Source organism: Pseudomonas sp. M20, assembly GCF_045037865.1.
Classification (GTDB): Bacteria; Pseudomonadota; Gammaproteobacteria; order Pseudomonadales; family Pseudomonadaceae; genus Aquipseudomonas.
This window is the reverse complement of sequence record NZ_CP173611.1, coordinates 6,359,054-6,377,324: the sequence shown is the minus strand read 5'-3', so window position 1 is coordinate 6,377,324 and position 18,271 is coordinate 6,359,054. Positions and strand designations below refer to the sequence as shown.

Genomic DNA, 18,271 nt, shown 5'->3' with positions numbered 1-18,271 from the left:
TTTCGTTCACCTACAACAATAAATAAACGGACTTGCTCATGATCAAACAGACGTTGTTTGTACCGCTGGCTGGCTGCCTGCTCGCACTGGCCTGCGCCCAGGCCAATGCAGCGCCCAATCCTTATTCCAGTTTCATTGTGTTTGGCGACAGCCTCAATGATGCCGGGACCTTCACCGACACTGGCGGACCGGCCGGCTCCACCGAGCGTTACACCAACCGGACCGGGCCGGTGTATCAGGACGGCAGCGGTGAGCTGTATTCATTGAATTCCACGCAGTTGCTCGGCGGACGCCTTGGCTTTTCGCCAGACCAGACAGCCTCTTCCAGCTCCGCCGTGCGCGCCGAAAACGGCCAGCCGGACGGCAACAACTGGGCGGTGGGGGGGTATCGCACCGACCAGATCCTCGACTCGATCACCACGCAATCCGCTACCGGCGAACGCACCCGCGCCGGTTACCTGCCCTCCAACGGCTTCCGCGCCGACCCGAATGCGCTGTATTACATTTCCGGCGGCGGCAACGACTTCCTGCAAGGTCGCATTCTCAGCCTGCCGCAAGCCAACGCCGCTGCGGATCGACTGGCCGACAGCGTGCAAACCCTGCAAACCGCCGGCGCCAAGTACGTAATGGTCTGGCTGTTGCCTGACGTTGGCCTGACCCCGGCCATCAACGGTACGCCGCTGCAAGCCTTCAGCAGCCAACTCGCCACGCAGTTCAACAGCCAGTTGGTTACACGCCTGCAAGGCATCAACGCCGAGGTCATTCCGCTGAACATTCCGGTACTGTTGTCGGAAGTGTTTGCCGATCCAGGACGTTTTGGCCTCGCAACCGATCAGAACCTCACGGCGACCTGTTTCAGTGGCAATAGCTGCACCGAGAATGCACGTTACGGCATCAACAGCGCGACACCCGACCCGAGCAAGCTGATCTACAACGACGGCGTGCACCCGACCGAAGCCGGGCAAAAACTGATCTCCGACTACGCCTATTCCCTGCTCGCCGCGCCGTGGGAACTGACGCTGTTGCCGGAAATGGCCCACGCCACCGTGCGTGCGCATCAGGATGAACTGCGCAACCAATGGCAAGCGGACTGGGAAAACTGGCAAGCGGTCGGCCAATGGCGCGCGATTGTTTCCGCCGGTGGCCAGCATCTGGATGTCGACAGCCAAAGCAGCGGCGTCAGTGCCGATGGCAGCGGTTACAACCTCAACATCGGTGGCAGCTATCGCTTGAATGAAGCCTGGCGCGTCGGTGTGGCGGGCGGTTTCTATCGGCAGAATCTGGAGGCCGGTCATAACGATTCGGACTACAAACTCAACAGCTACATGGCTACGGCATTTGCCCAGTACCAGCAAAACCGCTGGTGGGCTGACGCTGCTTTGACTGGCGGCAAACTCGACTATGACAACCTCAAGCGCAAGTTCGATCTGGGCGTCAGCGAAGGGGCTGAAAAAGGCGACACCGATGGCAGCCTCTGGGCTTTCAGTGCCCGTGTCGGTTATGACATTGCCCAACCGGGCAGCGAGTGGCACCTTTCGCCCTTCGTCAGCGCTGACTACGCCAGCGTCGATGTTGATGGCTACTCCGAAAAGAGCAACCGCGCCACGGCGCTGACCTTCGATGATCAAACCCGCGACTCGAAACGCCTGGGGCTGGGCTTGCAGGGCAAGTACAACATCACCCCGCAAACTCAGGTATTTGGCGAATACGCTCACGAGCGTGAGTACGAAGATGATGTGCAAAAGGTCCGCATCGCGCTCAATACCTTGCCGGCCAACGACTTCAAACTTGAAGGCTATACGCCGCAGAGTCATTTGAATCGCTTGAGTCTGGGCGTGAGTCACAAGCTCACGGCGGATCTGGCGCTACGTGGTGGTTACTCGTTGCGCAAGGATGATGATTTTACCCAACAGGGTGTGAATGTTGGGGTCGTTCTGGACTTCTAAACCGCAGGCACAAAAAAGCGGCGCCCTCACAGGCGCCGCTTTTTTATGGCTGAACATATGACCCCCTGTGGGAGCGAGCCTGCTCGCGAAAGCGCTGGGTCAGCCAACATTAATGGTGGCTGACACGGCCTCTTCGCGAGCAGGCTCGCTCCCACAGGTTTTTGCGCAAGCTGCTCAGGCTTCCGGGGTTTGTTCGGCCAGGGCCACGGCACGGAACATCGCGCGGCGTTTGTTCAGGGTTTCTTCCCATTCCAGCGCCGGCACCGAGTCGGCAACGATGCCGCCGCCGGCCTGCACGTGCAACTCGCCGTTCTTGATCACTGCCGTGCGAATGGCAATCGCGGTGTCCATGTTGCCGTTCCAGGCGAAATAACCGACCGCGCCGCCGTAAACACCACGCTTGACCGGCTCCAGTTCGTCGATGATTTCCATCGCACGAATCTTCGGCGCGCCCGACAAGGTGCCCGCCGGCAGAATCGCCCGCAGTGCATCCATCGCCGTCAGCCCTTGTTTCAACTGGCCGGTGACGTTGGAGACGATGTGCATCACGTTGGAATAACGCTCGATGACCATTTTCTCGGTGAGCTTCACCGAGCCGATTTCCGACACGCGACCGGTGTCGTTACGACCGAGGTCGATCAGCATCAAGTGCTCGGCGATCTCTTTGTCATCCGACAGCAGATCTTCTTCCAGCGCTACGTCCGCTTCTTCGGTCGCGCCACGTGGGCGAGTACCAGCGATCGGGCGCACGGTGATCAGGTTGTCTTCAACGCGCACCAGCACTTCCGGCGAACTGCCAACAACATGGAAGTCGCCGAAGTTGAAGAAGTACATGTACGGCGTCGGGTTGAAGCAACGCAGCGCCCGATACAGATCGATCGGTGCAGCCTTGAAGTCAATCGACATGCGCTGCGACGGCACAACCTGCATGCAGTCACCGGCGAGGATGTATTCCTTGATAGTGTCGACGGCTTTTTCGTAATCGTCTTGGGTGAAACTGGAACGGAACACTGGATCAGCGGATTGCTGCTTGCTGAAATCCAGGCCACGACGCGGGGTGATCGGCTGGCGCAGTTGCTCCAGCAGTTCCTGCAAACGTGCCTGACCTTGTTCGAAGGCATCGGCCTCGGAAGGATCGGCGAGCACGATCGCGTGCATCTTGCCAGCGAGGTTATCGAACACCACAACAGCGTCGGAGACCATCAGCAGAATATCCGGCACGCCCAGCGGATCCGGGTTCGGGCATTTGCCCAAGCGCTTCTCGACATAGCGCACGCAGTCGTAACCGAAGTAACCGACCAGGCCACCGTTGAAGCGCGGCAGGCCAGCGATGGTTGGTACGTTGTAGCGCGCCTTGAAGGTTTCGACGAAGGCCAACGGATCTTCAACGTCGTGGCTTTCGGTCTCGACGCCATCAACGGTGATGCTGACGTGATGGTCGTGAACGCGCATGACCGTGCGGCACGGCAGGCCGATGATCGAGTAACGGCCCCACTTCTCGCCGCCCTGCACCGATTCGAGCAGGTAGGAGTTGGGCTGGTCGGCCAGTTTCAGGTAGATCGACAGCGGCGTGTCGAAGTCGGCCAGGGTTTCGCAGGCCAACGGAATGCGGTTGTAGCCGTCAGCGGCCAAGCGCAGGAATTCTTCGCGGATCATAAGGTGCCTCGTGGTGTGAGGGGCAAATCAGTCAGGTATGCAAACGCGCCGGCAGGCCGGCCAGGAACAAGTCAGGCGCGCCAACGCCAGCGGGCCAGGGCCTTGATGACTTTCATCCAGAGTTTGCGAGTGACCACCACGATGGCGTTTCCAGAATGGGATTGAGATGCGTCGGGCAACGTTATCCCAGCGGCCGTACCGAGGCAACCGGGAATTAGCTTGCGCAGATCGTCGATGACCAGCGCCGGGGATTCCTCGGCAATCGGCCGGCCGTGGTTGTAGCCATAACTCAGCGCCACGCACTTCACCCCAGCTGCTTTCGCCGCCAGTACGTCGCTGCGCGAGTCGCCGACGAACAACGATTGCGAGGCCGGGATGTTGGCCATTTTCATCACGAAGAACAGCGCCGCCGGATCCGGTTTTTTCTGCGGCAAGGTATCGCCGCCGATGATCCACTTGAAGTAGCGGCCGATCTTCATCTGATCCAGCAACGGCGCGACGAAACGCTCCGGCTTGTTGGTGATCAGCGCCATGGCCACGCCCTGCTTTTGCAGCCATTTGAGAGTGTCGCGCACGCCGGGATAGACCACGGTCAGCTCATGGCTGGCACCATAAGCCTCCATGAACACTTCCAGCGCATGCTCGGCCTCGATGTCATCCACCACTGCATGATCAATGCCACCGGCCAACGCCCGACGCACCAAGACAGGCGCGCCGTTGCCCACCCACTCGCGCACCGAGTCGATGCCCGCAGGCTGGCGGCCGAGGGAGAGCAGCATGGTGTCCACCGCCGCTGCCAGGTCTGGAACCGAGTCGATCAGCGTGCCATCCAGATCGAACATCACCAGCCGTGGCAGTTTGCCCGGAAACAGCTGCTCAAAACCGCTCATGGCCGCGCCAGTGCCAGTTCGGAACGCATCTTGTCGATGACTTCCTGATAGTTCGGCGCATTGAAGATCGCCGAGCCGGCAACAAAAGTGTCAGCACCAGCGGCAGCGATTTCGCGGATATTGTTGACGTTGACGCCGCCGTCGATTTCCAGACGGATGTCACGGCCCGAAGCATCGATGATCGCCCGCGCTTCGCGCAGTTTGTCGAGGGTGCCGGGAATGAATTTCTGCCCGCCGAAGCCTGGATTGACGCTCATCAGCAAGACCATGTCGACCTTGTCGATCACGTACTTGAGTACGTCCAGCGGAGTCGCCGGGTTGAACACCAGACCGGATTTGCAGCCGCCTTCACGGATCAGTTGCAGCGAGCGATCAACGTGCAGCGTGGCTTCCGGGTGGAAGGTGATGTAGGTCGCGCCGGCTTCGATGAAGTCGCCGACGATGCGGTCCACCGGACTGACCATCAAGTGTGCGTCGATTGGCGCGGTGACGCCGTATTTGCGCAATGCCGCGCAGACCATCGGACCGATGGTCAGGTTCGGCACATAGTGGTTGTCCATGACGTCGAAGTGGACAAAGTCGGCGCCAGCGGCGAGAACGTTGTCGACTTCCTCGCCGAGGCGGGCGAAGTCGGCGGAGAGAATCGACGGAGCAATTACGAAGGGCTGCATGACGCACCTTTTCTGAGCTAAATCACGATGGCGCGCATTGTATACCTCAAGTTTCCAAGCGCGCACCGTGACCGCGATGATTGGGTTGTGCCATGACGGATGAGCGGCGCTGACTCAATACGCCGCGCGGTAGATCTTCTCGATGTCGACAGCGCTGAGCTTGCGCGGGTTGTTGCGCATCAGCCGCTCAATGCCCGCGGCTTCCACGGCCATCGCCGGGATCGCCTCTTCCGGGACACCGAAACTGCGCAGGCCGGCCGGGATTTCCACGTCCGCGCATAAATCGGTCATCGCCTGCACGGCTTTGTCCGCCGCTTCGGCTGCGCTCAGATGAGCAGTCTTCACCCCCATGGCTTCGGCAATATCCTGCATGCGTTCGACGCAGGCCATCTTGTTCCAGGTCATGACATACGGCAGCAGCAAGGCATTGCTGACGCCATGGGCAATATTGAAACGCCCGCCCAGCGGATACGCCAACGCATGCACCGCGCCAACCCCGGCATTGCCGAACGCCATACCGGCCATCAGGCTGGCGGTGGCCATGTCTTCGCGGGCTTGCAGGTTGCCGCCGTTGGCATAAGCCTTGGGCAGGGACCTGGCAATCAGCTTGATGGCACCGATGGCCAGCGAGTCGGTGATCGGCGAGGCATTCACCGACAGGTAGGATTCGATGGCGTGCACCAGTGCGTCGACGCCACTGGCGGCGGTGACGCTGCGTGGGCAGGTCAGGGTCATCTGCGGGCTGACCAACGCCACGTCCGGTAATAGATAGTCGCTGACGATGCCTTTCTTTAGCTGCGCGACTTTGTCCGAAAGGATTGCGACGTTAGTGACTTCTGAACCGGTGCCGGCGGTGGTCGGGATGGCGATCAGCGGCGGGCCCTTGCGCGGCACTTGATCGACGCCGAACAGATCTTCCAGCGCGCCGTGGTAGCCCGCGTAGGCGGCAACACTCTTGGCGATGTCGATGGCACTGCCGCCACCGAGGCCGATCAAGCCGTCATGCCCGCCCTCGCGGTAAACGCGCATGCAGTCTTCGACGATGGCGATTTCCGGGTCGGGCAGCACGCGGTCGAAAATCTCGTAGTCGCGTCCGCCCAATTGGCACAGCGCCAGCTCGACAGTGCCGGATTTGACCAGCGCGGCGTCGGTGACGATCAGGGGGTTGTCGATGTCGAGGCGTGTGAGTTCGGCGGCCAGTTGTTCGATGGCGGCGGCGCCGGTGATCAGTTTGTGAGCGATTTTGAACTGGGACAGACTCATAGTGCGCAGCCTCTTATAGATGTGGGAGCTGGGCACAAGATTAGCTGGGGATTTGGGGTTGTCTGCTATTCAGGTGGTGAATGCCCCATCGAGGGCAAGAGCAAGAGCCCCTCTCCCGGAGGGAGAGGGGACTGACCGCGCTGTACTTTCGAAGTACACCGACCTGAAATACCGAGTCGAACTAAGGTTTTGATAACCATGAAGATCTGCTCCCTTCCCCCTCGCCCCTTTGGGGGAGAGGGCTGGGGTGAGGGGGTAGCTTTTGATCTGGCCCTTAAACCTGAGCAGTCCGCAGTTTTTCGCTGCGACCACGTAGCCATTCCAGCGTCAGCAACAGGATGACGGAGAAGGCAATCAGCAAAGTAGCGGCAGCGGCAATCGTCGGGCTGAGGTTCTCACGAATCCCGCTAAACATTTGCCGAGGCAACGTCGCCTGCTCGGGCCCTGCCAGAAACAACGTCACCACCACCTCATCAAACGAAGTCGCAAACGCAAACAGCGCCCCGGAAATCACCCCCGGCGCAATCAGCGGCAAGGTCACCCGGCGGAACGCGGTCAGCGGCGATGCCCCCAGACTCGCCGCCGCACGCACCAGATTGTGATTAAACCCCTGCAACGTCGCCGACACCGTGATGATCACAAACGGCACACCCAGCACCGCATGCACGACGATCAGCGAGAAGAAACTGTTGCCCAGCCCCAACGGGGCGAAGAACAGATAACTCGCCACACCAATGATCACCACCGGCACCACCATCGGCGAAATCACCAGCGCCATCACCAAAGACTTACCGGGAAAGTCACCGCGAGTCAGGCCAATCGCCGCCAGCGTGCCAAAGACCATCGCCAGTACCGTCGCCGCCGGGGCGACGATGATGCTGTTCTTCAGTGCGCGCATCCATTCAGCTGAAGCGAAGAAGTCGTGATACCACTGCAGCGAAAAGCCCTGCAGCGGATACACCAGAAAGCTTCCCGAGTTGAACGACAGCGGAATGATCACCAGCACCGGCAGAATCAGGAACAACAGAATCAGGCCGCAGAGAATCCGCAGGCTGTAGAACCACGCCCGTTCAATGGGCGACATGTAAGGACTCAGCATCTCGAACTCCCCTTAGCTCAGGCGCAGGCGACTGGCGCCCACCAGCCAGCTGTAAATCAGATAAAGCACCACGGTCGCCAGCAGCAACAACCCGCCCAGTGCGGTGGCCATGCCCCAGTTGATGCTGGTGTTGGTGTAGAAGGCGACGAAGTAGCTGACCATTTGATCGTTCGGGCTGCCGAGCAGCGCCGGGGTGATGTAGTAGCCAATCGCGAGTATGAACACCAACAGGCAGCCAGCGCCGACACCGGCATAGGTCTGCGGGAAGTACACCCGCCAGAAACTGGCGAACGGATGGCAGCCGAGGGAAATTGCAGCGCGCATGTAGGTCGGCGAGATGCCTTTCATCACGCTGTAGATCGGCAGAATCATGAACGGCAGCAGGATGTGCACCATCGAGATGTACACACCGGTGCGGTTGAACACCAGTTCCAGCGGTTTATCGATAATGCCCATGGCCATCAGACCGCTGTTGATCAGGCCGCCCGATTGCAGCAGCACGATCCACGCGGCGACGCGCACCAGGATCGAGGTCCAGAACGGCAGCAGCACCAGAATCATCAGCAGGTTGCTTTGCCGCGATGGCAGGTTCGCCAGCAAATAAGCCAGTGGATAAGCCAGCAGCAGACAGATCACGGTGATGACCAGACCCATCCAGAAGGTGCGGGCGAAGATGTCGAGGTAGATCGCCTGGTCCGGGGTGGCCGGGGCGATTTCGCCAAGATCGTCGATGCGGTGGTCGACGGACGCCAGCAGGTAATAAGGCGTGATGCTGCTGGTGTTGCGTTTCACCGCCTGCCAGTAGGCCGGGTCGCCCCAGCGTTCGTCGAGTGCTTCGAGGGCTTCTTTATAAGAGGCCGGTTCGCTGGCGAACGGCAGCGCCCGGGCGGTTTTGGTCAACAGGCTGCGATAGCCGGCCAACTCCATGTTCAAGCGCTTGGACAGATCGCCCAGCGTCTGGTTTTTGCGCGCTTCGGCGAGGTCTTCGCCGGCAGCTTTGTAGACCGGTTCAGCGGGCAGGCCACGGCCGTCCCAACTGGCGATGGCCGCCACGGTGCGCGGCATGCCGCCGACTACTTCGGGGTTGCCGACGCTTTTGTAGAGCAGCGCCACGATCGGCACCAGAAACACCAGCAACAGAAACAGCACCAGCGGCGCAATCAGCGCTTGAGCCTTCCAGCGGTTGACCCGCTCGGCGCGCTTGAGCTTCTGCTTCAAGGTGGGGCTGTTGCCCTCGGTCAGAGGAACGGCGATGGCCATGACGTACTCCGCAAATCTTTGATCGTTACAGAGGTGGCGAACCACCTCGATCGATTAATGCACACAGATCCAAATGTGGGAGCGAGCTTGCTCGCGAAGGCGGCGCATCAGTCGACATCAATGTTGAATGTACTGGCGCTTTCGCGAGCAAGCTCGCTCCCACAGGAGAGCGAGCCCTCGGTTATTTCGCAGCCCAGGAGTTGAAGCGCTGCTCCAGTTGCTCGCCGTTGTCAGCCCAGAAGCTGACGTCGATCTGCACCTGGTTGGCGATGTTTTCCGGGGTGGTCGGCATGTCTTTCAGGACATCCTTGGCCAGCAGCGGTACGGCCTGGGTGTTGGCCGGGCCGTAGGCGATGTTTTCCGAGTAGGTCTTCTGCTGTTGCGGCTGCACCGAGTAAGCGATGAATTTTTTCGCCGCTTCCGCACGCTTGGCGTCCAGACCTTTCGGGATGGCCCAGGCGTCGAAGTCGTAGATGCCGCCGTTCCACACCACTTTCAGGTTGGATTCTTTCTGCACGGCAGCGATGCGACCGTTGTAGGCCGAGCTCATCACCACGTCACCGGAAGCGAGGTATTGCGGCGGTTGCGCGCCGGCTTCCCACCACTGGATGCTCGGCTTCAGCTCATCAAGTTTCTTGAAAGCGCGATCCTGGCCACCCTTGCTCGCCAGCTCTTTGTAGACGTCTTTCGGCGCCACACCATCGGCCATCAGAGCGAATTCGAGGGTGTACTTGGCACCTTTACGCAGGCCACGTTTGCCCGGGAATTTCTTGGTGTCCCAGAAATCCGCCCAACTGGTCGGTGCGGTTTTCAGCTTGTCGGCGTTGTAAGCGAGTACGGTCGACCAAACGAAGAAGCCCACGCCGCACGGCTGAATTGCGCCTTTGACGTAATCTTCAGTCTTGCCGAACAGTGCCGGGTCGAGCTGTTCGAACATGTCTTCGTCGCAACCACGGGACAGCTCTGGCGATTCAACTTCGACCAGATCCCACGACACGCTCTTGGTGTCGACCATGGCTTTGACCTTGGCCATTTCGCCGTTGTATTCGCCGGCGACGATCTTGCCGTTGCCCGCCGCTTCCCACGGTGCATAGAAGGCTTTGACTTGCGCCGCCTTGTTCGCCCCGCCAAACGACACCACGGTCAAATCCGGGCCAGCGGCCATCGCGCTGGCCGCACCCATCAGGCCCAGGGTCAGGGCGGTGAACTTCAGGGATCTCAACATTTATTGTTCTCTCCACGTGCAGGGTTGGTGTTGGTATTGCCGGGGCGATTAATGCGCCTCTAGAAGTGGGTCGAGCGCGCGAACGTGCTCGACCTGCCAGCCAAGCGGAACCACGTCACCGACGGCGAGCGCAGGATCGAGCTCGGCAATCGGCTGTTTCACGAAGAAGTCGGTCTTGCCGCAGACTTCCAGGCGCACCCGGACGTGGTCGCCCAGATAGATGAATTCCGCCACCCTCCCTGAGAAGCGGTTAACGCATTGATCGCTCGAACCGTTGAGGCTGACGCGCTCCGGACGGATCGACAAAGTCACCGGTTCGCCGGTCTGGCCGACATTAACCGCCAGCGCCTCGACCTTTTCGCCACGACCCAACTCGACCACGCAACGCTCGCCGCTCTGGCTGAGCAGGCGACCGTTGAGGCGGTTGTTCTCGCCGATGAAGTTGGCGACAAAGGTGTTTTTCGGTTCTTCATAAAGGGTTCGCGGTGGGGCGATCTGCTGGATTTCGCCTTGATGGAACACCGCGACGCGGTCGGACATGGTCAGCGCTTCACCCTGATCGTGGGTCACGTAGACCACGGTCACGCCGAGGCGCTGGTGCAGGTGTTTGATTTCCATCTGCATGTGTTCACGCAGTTGTTTGTCGAGGGCGCCGAGCGGTTCATCCATCAGCACCAGTTGCGGTTCGAACACCAGCGCACGGGCCAAGGCCACGCGTTGCTGTTGACCGCCGGACAGTTGCGCCGGATAGCGCGAAGCGAACGCATCGAGCTGAACCATGCTGAGGACTTTCTTCACCCGGTCACTCACATCGCTTTTGTTCAGGCCACGCACGGTCAGCGGGAACGCGAGGTTTTCCGCCACGGTCATGTGCGGAAACAGTGCGTAGTTCTGGAACACCATGCCGATGTCGCGCTTGTGCGGCGGCACATTGTTGATCGAGCGCCCGGCCAGCAAAATCTCGCCGGCGGTCGGTGTTTCGAAACCGGCGAGCATCATCAGGCTGGTGGTCTTGCCGGAACCGGACGGCCCGAGCAGGGTGAGGAATTCGCCTTTGCGGATGTCGAGGTTGAGGTCTTTGACGATCAGGTTCTCGCCGTCGTAGCTCTTTTGCACTCCACGAAAGCTGACCAGCACATCACTGGCCTCTGCGTTTGTATCGACCTGGCTCATACCCACACCTTTGTTGTTGATGACTGCTTGTGGATTAAGCCTAGTGGTTGCTGACAGCCACGCAAATCGGGGCGCAGGAGAGAATCGCCTCAGCCGGATGGAAGGTTGGGGGTAGGGATTGCCCTACAAGGATGGCGCTAATGGATACGGCAACTGCGACGCCGAGCTGCAAGCCGCAAGAACAAGCAAAAGCCCCTGTCGCTCACAGATATGCCCACGCGGTCTACTGTAGGAGCTGCCGAAGGCTGCGATCTTTTGACTTTATAAACAGCAGGATCAAAAGATCGCAGCCTTCGGAAACTCCTACAGGGGGCGGGTTTAGAGGAGTTTGTGTTCCATCGCGTATTTGACCAGTTCGGCCAGCGAGGTGATGTTGAGCTTCTGCATCAGCCGCGCCTTGTGGGTGCTGATGGTTTTGCTGCTCAGCGCCAGTTGCTGGGCGATGTCGTTGACGTTGGCGCCTTGAGCCAGGCGCTCGAACACCGAGAATTCGCGTTCGGACAGCAGCGAGTGCAGCGGCCGCGCATCGGTCAGGCCGACTTCGAAGACCATACGATCGGCCAGATCCGGATCGATATAGCGCCCACCCGCCGCGACTTTGCGAATGGCGGTGAGCAACAGCGCCGGATCACTGTCCTTGGTCGCATACCCGGCCGCGCCGACTTTTAATGCTCGCGCAGCCATCTGCGCTTCGTCGTGCATCGACAGCACCAGAATCGCCGGCGGATTGTTCAACGCGCGAATCCGCGGGATCGCTTCAAGTCCGTTGACGCCGGGCATAGAGATATCGAGCAGCACCACCTCGCACGGTACGCTGCGCAGGGTTTCGAGCAGTTGCTCGCCATTGCTCGCCTCGCCCACCACTTGCAGATCCTTGGCCAGGCCGATCAATTGTTTGATGCCTTCACGGACGATGGTGTGGTCTTCAGCTACCAGTACACGGATCACTTGCCTCTCCTCGATATTTGGATTGACGCTAAAAGATCGCAGCCTGCGGCAGCTCCTACATTGAACGCATTCCCCTGTAGGAACTGCCGAAGGCTGCGATCTTTTAGCGATCCAGCGGCACCCACACTTTAAGACTGGTGCCCTCCCCCGGTTCACTCTCCAGCACCAGCCGCCCGCCCATGATCAGCACCCGCTCACGCATGCCCACCAGCCCAAACGAAGTCGGCCGACCGGCAGCGGCGACAAATCCTACGCCATCATCACTGACAGTCAGACATAACTCGTCGCCTTCCAGCACCAGCGTCAGTTCCACAGTATGCGCCTGGGCATGACGCATCACATTGGTCAGCGCCTCCTGCAAAATCCGAAACAACCCTATCGCCTTGGCATCGCTCAGCGCCGGCAGATTGTCCGGCACCTGCACCAGACACGGAATCTGCGTACGCGCTTCAAATCGCCGTGCCTGCCATTCGATCGCCGAGGCAATCCCGGCATCGAGAATTGGCGGTCGCAGCGCCGTCGCCACATCGCGAACCAGCTGAAACAACTGAGCGATCAGGCGTTTCATACTGTTCAGCCGTTCGTTCAGACCGGGATCAAGTTGCGCGTAGGCCAGTTCGCACATCGATGTTTCCAGTTTCAGCACCGTCAACATCTGCCCCAGTTCATCGTGAACCTCACGAGCAATGCGCGCCTTCTCTTCTTCGCGCACGCTCTCAAGGTGCGCCGACAGTTCGCGCAGTTGCTCGCGCGATGCCGCCAGCTCCAGTTCGATACGCTTGCTTTCGGTGATGTCCCAGACGATGCCGTCCCACACGTAGGCGCCATCCTCCAGTTGCCGGGTGATCGCCTTGATCTCGGCCCAGCGCTGCTCGCCCTGACGCGTGAGGATTCGGCCCTGCCATGACCAGTCGCTGTCGGTGTCAAGCGCCTGATCCTGAGTGCGGTGGTAACTGGCTTTGTCATCCGGATGCACCAGACTGCGCAGGCCCATGTTGCGATGAGCGATAACGGCCGGTGCGTAGCCGACCAGACTTTCACTGCCCTCACTGATGTAGGCAAAGTCGATCTGCCCAGTCACTGGCGCCCGCTCCAGACGGAACACCAGCCCCGGCACGTTGGCGGCGATACCTTGCAGACGCGCCTCGCTTTCCTGCAAAGCCGCCAAAGCGCGACGGCGGTCGGTGACGTCGGTGAGGTACACCACCAGATATTCACTGTCGCGAAAACGCAGGAAACTCAGCGACACGTCCGCAGGCAAAACACTGCCGTCGGCGCGCACGCAACTGGTTTCGAAACTCAGCGGCCCTTCTTCGCTGGCCCGCGCGCGCTTCCACAGGTTGAGCCAGCGATCCATGTGCAGTCCCGGCTCGAAGTCGATCAGCGGTCGCTCGATCAATCCGCCTGAGGGATAACCGAGCATGACTTCCGCCGCGCGATTGGCGTAGCGCACATGGCTGTCCCAGTTTACCCAGAGTATGCCGACGGTGCTTTGATCGATGGAGAACTGCGTCAACCGCAGCGCCTCTTCACTGGCCGCGCGCAAGGCAATATCTTCCCGGGCGGCCAGCAGTCGCTGTTCGAGGCTGTGCTGTTGGCGGCGCTGCCAGAACACGATCGCGACACAACTGAGCAGCACCACCGCGAACAACAGGCTAAGGTTCTGCCAGAACCCCGACGACTCCGACAGTCGTGGATATTTCGGTTGCAGCCATTGATTGTGCAGTTGCTCGAGATCCTTGGCCGGGATCGCGCGCAGTGCACTTTGCACGATGCCGGCCAACTCTGGCCAATCGCGTCGCGAGCCGATTCGCAGCAGTTGCGGCAGGCCTATATCGCCTACTACCACCAGGTCCGAGAACTCCGGCTCTACCGACAAGCGTCCGAGTTGCGCCTCATCGACCACGGCGTAGGCGGCCTGCTGACTCAACAGCAACTGCAAGGCCTGACGCTCTAGCGGCACGCCTTGCAGGTTCAGATGCGGATAGTTGCCGCGCAGATAGTCGGCGGTGGTACTGGGCATGCGCACAGCGACACGGACGTGGCTATCGAGTTTCTCCAGATCGACTACGCCACTGGACTTCTGATCGCTGACCACCAATTGCGGCACGCGCATATAGGGATCGGAAAATTGCCACAGACGCAGGGCACTCGGAGTTTGGCTCAGGCCCGGAGCGATATCGATCTCGCCCTCGCGCACGGCGGTTTCCAGTTGCGCGAGATCCTGAAAATTGCGCCAGCTCAGTTCGACATTGAGCGCCTTGGCCAACAGCTTCATCAGTTCGACGTTGGCCCCGGACAGTCGCTGCAAGCGCCGGTCATATTGCGCATAAGGGGCTTGCAACACCAGACCGACGCGCAATTCATTGTGCTGTGCCAGCCACTGCTGCTGGCCCGCCGACAATTGCGCAACGTGGGCCGGGGGCGCAGGCGCCGCCCAGCCCATCAAGGGAAAGCACAAACAGCCGATAACCCACAGGCAGCAAAATCGCTTCATTGAAGTCTCATACACTGACAAATTCTGACCAACCCATTAGGCTGCCGGGATACTTTCTGGCCTGGAATAACCGATGCCCTCTGTCTACCGCCTGGCAATGCCAGCATTGTGCCTGTCGCTGATCCTGCCTTGTGCGTTTTCCGTCAACGCCGCCGACCCTGCCCCTGCGGCGGAAAAACCGGCAGAAGAAAAACCGGCCGAACGCCAGCCACTGCTTGAGCGTAGTCAGGAAGAGGCCGCCGCACTGGAACGTAAAGTCCCGGCGCAAGAACAACAACAGTTGCAGGCTGGCAGCGACACCTTTCTCGCCCTGTGGAAACCGGCCAACACCGCCGAGCCCAAAGGCGCGGTGATCATCATCCCTGGCGCCGGCGAAACCGCCGACTGGCCGCAGGCAATCGGCCCATTGCGGCGCAAACTGCCGGATGCAAAATGGAGCAGCCTGAGTATCACTCTGCCCGACCTGCAAAGCGACGCCATCGCACCGCGCGTGGTTGAAGCGCCGGTTGCGCCGAAAGCACCGGAGTCGGGTAGCAAGGACTCCACCACCGCGCAGCCAATTGAACAAGCCGCTGGCGGTGAAGCCGAAGTGGCGGATCAAGTGGTCGCCGAAACCACAGAAGAGCAATCCAAGGCTGACGCCGAACGCATCTTCGCGCGCATCGACGCCGCGATTGCCTATGCCGAACAGCAGAGTGCGCGCAGCATTGTCGTGCTCGGACACGGCACCGGTGCCTATTGGGCCGCGCGCTACTTGAGCGAAAAACAAACTTCGCAGGTCGAAAAGTTCATCATGGTTGATGTGCAGACACCAACCAAAGCCAAACCGGTGCTGGTAGAGCTGACGCCGACGCTGAAATTGCCGACGGTGGATATTTTCTACATGGACAAGCCGCTGGAGCGCAATGCGGCGCTGGAGCGTATGCAGGCGAGCAAGCGCTTGAAGACCTCGGCGTTCAGCCAGGTGGCTTTGCAGGCGTTGCCGGACAAGAAGGCTGAGCAGGAACAGTTGGTTCGTCGGGTGCGCGGCTGGTTGAATCCACAGAACACCGACTGATAACAGCAAAAGCAAAAGATCGCAGCCTGCGGCAGCTCCTACAGGAAACGCATTCCAAGGTAGGAGCTGCCGAAGGCTGCGATCTTTTGATCTTCAACGGTTAGCGAAAATCCCGCCGCTCACGAATCAACGTGTAGGCATTGTGCAGCTCGCGGGTTTTATCGGTCGCTTCACGCACCTGCGCTGGGGTCGCCCCCGTCCCGGCAATCTTGTCCGGATGATGACGACTGAGCAGACGCCGATAGGCTCGCTTGATCTGCGCCGGTTCGCTGGACGCCGACACGCCCAATAAACGCATCGCCTCCTGATAACTTACCGCAGCGCTGACGATCGGTCGTTTGCCCGGCTCGTAATCATTGGCCAGCGCCTGAACCTGATGCGTCGTCCAGCCCAGCCATTTGCCCCACTGCGCCAACAATTCACGCTCGCTGACGCCCGCGCGACCATCGGCCCAGACCATCCGCCAACACGCCCGCAACACACCTTCGGCCGCGTGGGGTTGTCCGCTCAGGCGCCGCAAATAGCCGCGTAGATTGTCATTTTCCGACTTGCCACGGTTGAACGCAGCAATCGCCCGACGCGTCGCCGGCTCGCTCATTTCCAGCGCACGCATTTCATTGCGCGCCTGCTGGATATGCCCGTCCGTGACCCGACCGTCACTCTTGGCCAGACGCCCGAGCAACACAAACAACAGTTCGTCGTTGCGCAGCATCGGCCGACCGCCGAGCTTTTCCCGCAAGTGTCCCCAGCTCTGCAAGTGCAAGCGCCGATCCAGCGCTTGCCCCAACAATGCCCCAAGCATGGCCCCCGGAATGCTGGCAATTGCAAAACCCGCTCCGGCTCCAATCAGAGTCCCTGGCCACAACATGTCAGCGACTCGCTTCTATCAATGCTTCAGCTTCGGCCAGACGCTCGTGCGTGCCGACATCCACCCAGTGACCTTTCAGGCGTTCGCCGGTGACTTCGCCTTTCGCCATGGCTTTGCGCAACAACGGCGCCAGTTTGAAAGCGCCGTCCGCACAGCCGTCGAACAGCTGCGGATGGAGTACGGCGATGCCGCTGTAAGTCAGGGTCGCGGCGTCGGCTTGGCCATCGATTACCCGACCATCGACCAGGGAAAAGTCGCCAGTCGGGTGATGCGCCGGATTGTCCGCCAGCACCAGATGTGCGAGTCCGTTGATCGGCTGATGCAACACGCTGAAGTCGTAATCGGTCCAGATATCACCGTTCACCACCAGGAAGGCGTCATCGCCGAGCAACGGCAGTGCACGGAAAATCCCGCCGCCGGTTTCCAGCGGCTCGCCTTCCGGCGAATACTGAATGCTCACGCCAAATTGCGAACCGTCGCCCAGGTAATCTTCGATCTGCTGACCGAGCCAGGCGTGATTGATCACAATCTCGTTGAACCCAGCAGCCGCGAGCGCGCGCAGGTGATATTCGATCAGGGGAACACCGCCGGCACGCACCAGTGGTTTCGGCGTGGTCAGGGTCAGCGGGCGCATACGCTCGCCTTTGCCTGCAGCCAGAATCATTGCCTTCATGCTGATGCTCCACCCCGCAGGCTGGTGAACAGCGCTTGCAGCTCCGCCAATTCAGGACGACGCGCAATCACCGCCTCTATATAAGAGAAGAAACGCGGTACGTCGGCCAGATAACGCGGTTTGCCATCACGATGACAAATACGCGCGAAGATGCCGATGACTTTCAGGTGGCGTTGCACGCCCATCAGGTCGCTGGCACGCAGGAAGTCTTCGAAGTCCGGCTGCACCGGGATGTTCAGCGCCGAGGCTTGTTGCCAGTAGCTTTGCAGCCAGCCGCGCACACGCTCTTCAGGCCAACTGAGGAAGGCATCCTTGAACAGGCAAGTCACGTCGTAGGTCACCGGGCCGTAGACCGCATCCTGGAAATCCAGTACGCCGGGGTTCGGCTCGCTGAGCATCAGGTTGCGTGGCATGTAGTCGCGGTGCACCAGTACTTTGGGCTGCGCGAGTGCGCTGTCGATCAGCAGATCGCTGACCTGTTGCCATTGTTGTTGCTGGGTCGAATCGAATTCGACGCCGAGCTCATGCTTGACGTACCACTCAGGGAACAGTTCCAGCTCCCGACGCAGCAAGGCAACGTCGTAACTTGGCAACGGCGCGACCATCGGCAATTGCTGAAAAGCCAAAAGCGCTTGCAGGGCATCACTGAATAATGCGTCGGCATTTTCGCCGTCGATCACGTCGAGATAGGTCTTGTTGCCCAGGTCATTGAGCAAAAGAAATCCGCGCTCGAGGTCCTCGGCATAAATTTTCGGCACATTTATTCCGGATTTCGCCAGCAAAAAAGCGATATCCACGAACGGTTTGCAGTTTTCCTGGGGTGGCGGCGCGTCCATCACGACGAAGCTGCGCCCCTCGCCTTCCCAGCGGAAGTAACGGCGGAAACTCGCGTCGCTGCTGGCCGCAGTCAACGTGGCCGGGGGCACGGAGCCCCAGCCCTGATCTGCAAACAGGATTGCCAACTGCTCATCGAGCCAAACTTTCAGGTGTTGCAAGCGTACATCTTGGTCAGGCATTGCAAGGGTCTCCGACGGCGCTAGCCGTC

Annotated in this window: 15 protein-coding genes; 2 read left to right on the top strand and 13 right to left on the bottom strand. The window is 60.1% G+C overall.

The annotated features are described in order from the left end of the window. Window positions 1-38: 38 nt before the first annotated feature. Window positions 39-1,946: an esterase EstP gene (estP, locus tag ACI514_RS28335; protein ID WP_405122774.1), complete on the top strand. Its 1,908-nt coding sequence runs from the start codon at window positions 39-41 to the stop codon at window positions 1,944-1,946. Window positions 1,947-2,120: 174 nt separating this feature from the next. On the opposite strand, the gene trpE is transcribed toward estP, so the two are convergent. The 10 genes from trpE to ACI514_RS28285 all read right to left on the bottom strand — a co-directional run bounded on the left by trpE (window position 2,121) and on the right by ACI514_RS28285 (window position 14,628). Next, entirely contained in the window at window positions 2,121-3,602 is a 1,482-nt protein-coding gene (gene trpE / locus ACI514_RS28330) for an anthranilate synthase component I (RefSeq protein ID WP_405122773.1), read from the bottom strand. A gap of 71 nt (window positions 3,603-3,673) precedes the next feature. After that, complete coding sequence (locus tag ACI514_RS28325; RefSeq protein WP_160059638.1) at window positions 3,674-4,492, bottom strand: phosphoglycolate phosphatase; 819 nt, start codon at window positions 4,490-4,492, stop codon at window positions 3,674-3,676. Next, window positions 4,489-5,163: a ribulose-phosphate 3-epimerase gene (gene rpe / locus ACI514_RS28320; RefSeq protein WP_007918813.1), complete on the bottom strand. Its 675-nt coding sequence runs from the start codon at window positions 5,161-5,163 to the stop codon at window positions 4,489-4,491. Before rpe ends, ACI514_RS28325 begins: the two co-directional genes overlap by 4 nt. A gap of 114 nt (window positions 5,164-5,277) precedes the next feature. Then, entirely contained in the window at window positions 5,278-6,426 is a 1,149-nt protein-coding gene (locus ACI514_RS28315) for an iron-containing alcohol dehydrogenase (RefSeq protein ID WP_405122772.1), read from the bottom strand. 274 nt (window positions 6,427-6,700) lie between these two features. Next, window positions 6,701-7,525 (bottom strand): ABC transporter permease, encoded by an 825-nt coding sequence (locus ACI514_RS28310; RefSeq protein ID WP_160059640.1) that lies wholly within the window; start codon window positions 7,523-7,525, stop codon window positions 6,701-6,703. A 12-nt stretch (window positions 7,526-7,537) separates the two neighbouring features. Then, window positions 7,538-8,785: an ABC transporter permease gene (locus ACI514_RS28305; protein WP_160059641.1), complete on the bottom strand. Its 1,248-nt coding sequence runs from the start codon at window positions 8,783-8,785 to the stop codon at window positions 7,538-7,540. Between the two features lie 181 nt (window positions 8,786-8,966). Next, a complete protein-coding gene (locus ACI514_RS28300; RefSeq protein ID WP_008085222.1) occupies window positions 8,967-10,010 on the bottom strand; it encodes an ABC transporter substrate-binding protein in 1,044 nt (347 codons plus the stop codon). Between the two features lie 48 nt (window positions 10,011-10,058). Beyond that, the gene (locus ACI514_RS28295) at window positions 10,059-11,183 is read right to left on the bottom strand and encodes an ABC transporter ATP-binding protein (RefSeq protein WP_405122771.1); all 1,125 of its coding nucleotides are present in this window, start codon (window positions 11,181-11,183) and stop codon (window positions 10,059-10,061) included. 318 nt (window positions 11,184-11,501) lie between these two features. Next, window positions 11,502-12,131, bottom strand: a complete 630-nt coding sequence (locus ACI514_RS28290) for a response regulator transcription factor (RefSeq protein ID WP_116028308.1) — start codon at window positions 12,129-12,131, stop codon at window positions 11,502-11,504. A 103-nt stretch (window positions 12,132-12,234) separates the two neighbouring features. Next, entirely contained in the window at window positions 12,235-14,628 is a 2,394-nt protein-coding gene (locus tag ACI514_RS28285; RefSeq protein WP_405122770.1) for a PAS domain S-box protein, read from the bottom strand. Window positions 14,629-14,701: 73 nt separating this feature from the next. Here ACI514_RS28285 and ACI514_RS28280 point away from each other — a divergent pair, with 73 nt between their 5' ends. Continuing rightward, window positions 14,702-15,685 carry an alpha/beta hydrolase family protein gene (locus ACI514_RS28280; RefSeq protein WP_405122769.1) on the top strand — a complete coding sequence of 328 codons (984 nt, stop codon included), beginning with the start codon at window positions 14,702-14,704 and terminating at the stop codon, window positions 15,683-15,685. A 100-nt stretch (window positions 15,686-15,785) separates the two neighbouring features. Here the strand turns inward: ACI514_RS28280 and ACI514_RS28275 are convergent, their stop codons facing one another. Genes ACI514_RS28275 through ACI514_RS28265 form a run of 3 tightly spaced genes read right to left on the bottom strand, consistent with a single transcriptional unit; the run spans window position 15,786 to window position 18,242 of the window. Next, window positions 15,786-16,553, bottom strand: a complete 768-nt coding sequence (locus tag ACI514_RS28275; protein WP_160059644.1) for a TerB family tellurite resistance protein — start codon at window positions 16,551-16,553, stop codon at window positions 15,786-15,788. A 1-nt stretch (window position 16,554) separates the two neighbouring features. Next, complete coding sequence (gene murU, locus ACI514_RS28270; protein ID WP_405122768.1) at window positions 16,555-17,226, bottom strand: N-acetylmuramate alpha-1-phosphate uridylyltransferase MurU; 672 nt, start codon at window positions 17,224-17,226, stop codon at window positions 16,555-16,557. Further along, window positions 17,223-18,242 (bottom strand): aminoglycoside phosphotransferase family protein, encoded by a 1,020-nt coding sequence (locus tag ACI514_RS28265; RefSeq protein WP_160059646.1) that lies wholly within the window; start codon window positions 18,240-18,242, stop codon window positions 17,223-17,225. Before ACI514_RS28265 ends, murU begins: the two co-directional genes overlap by 4 nt. Window positions 18,243-18,271: the final 29 nt, after the last annotated feature.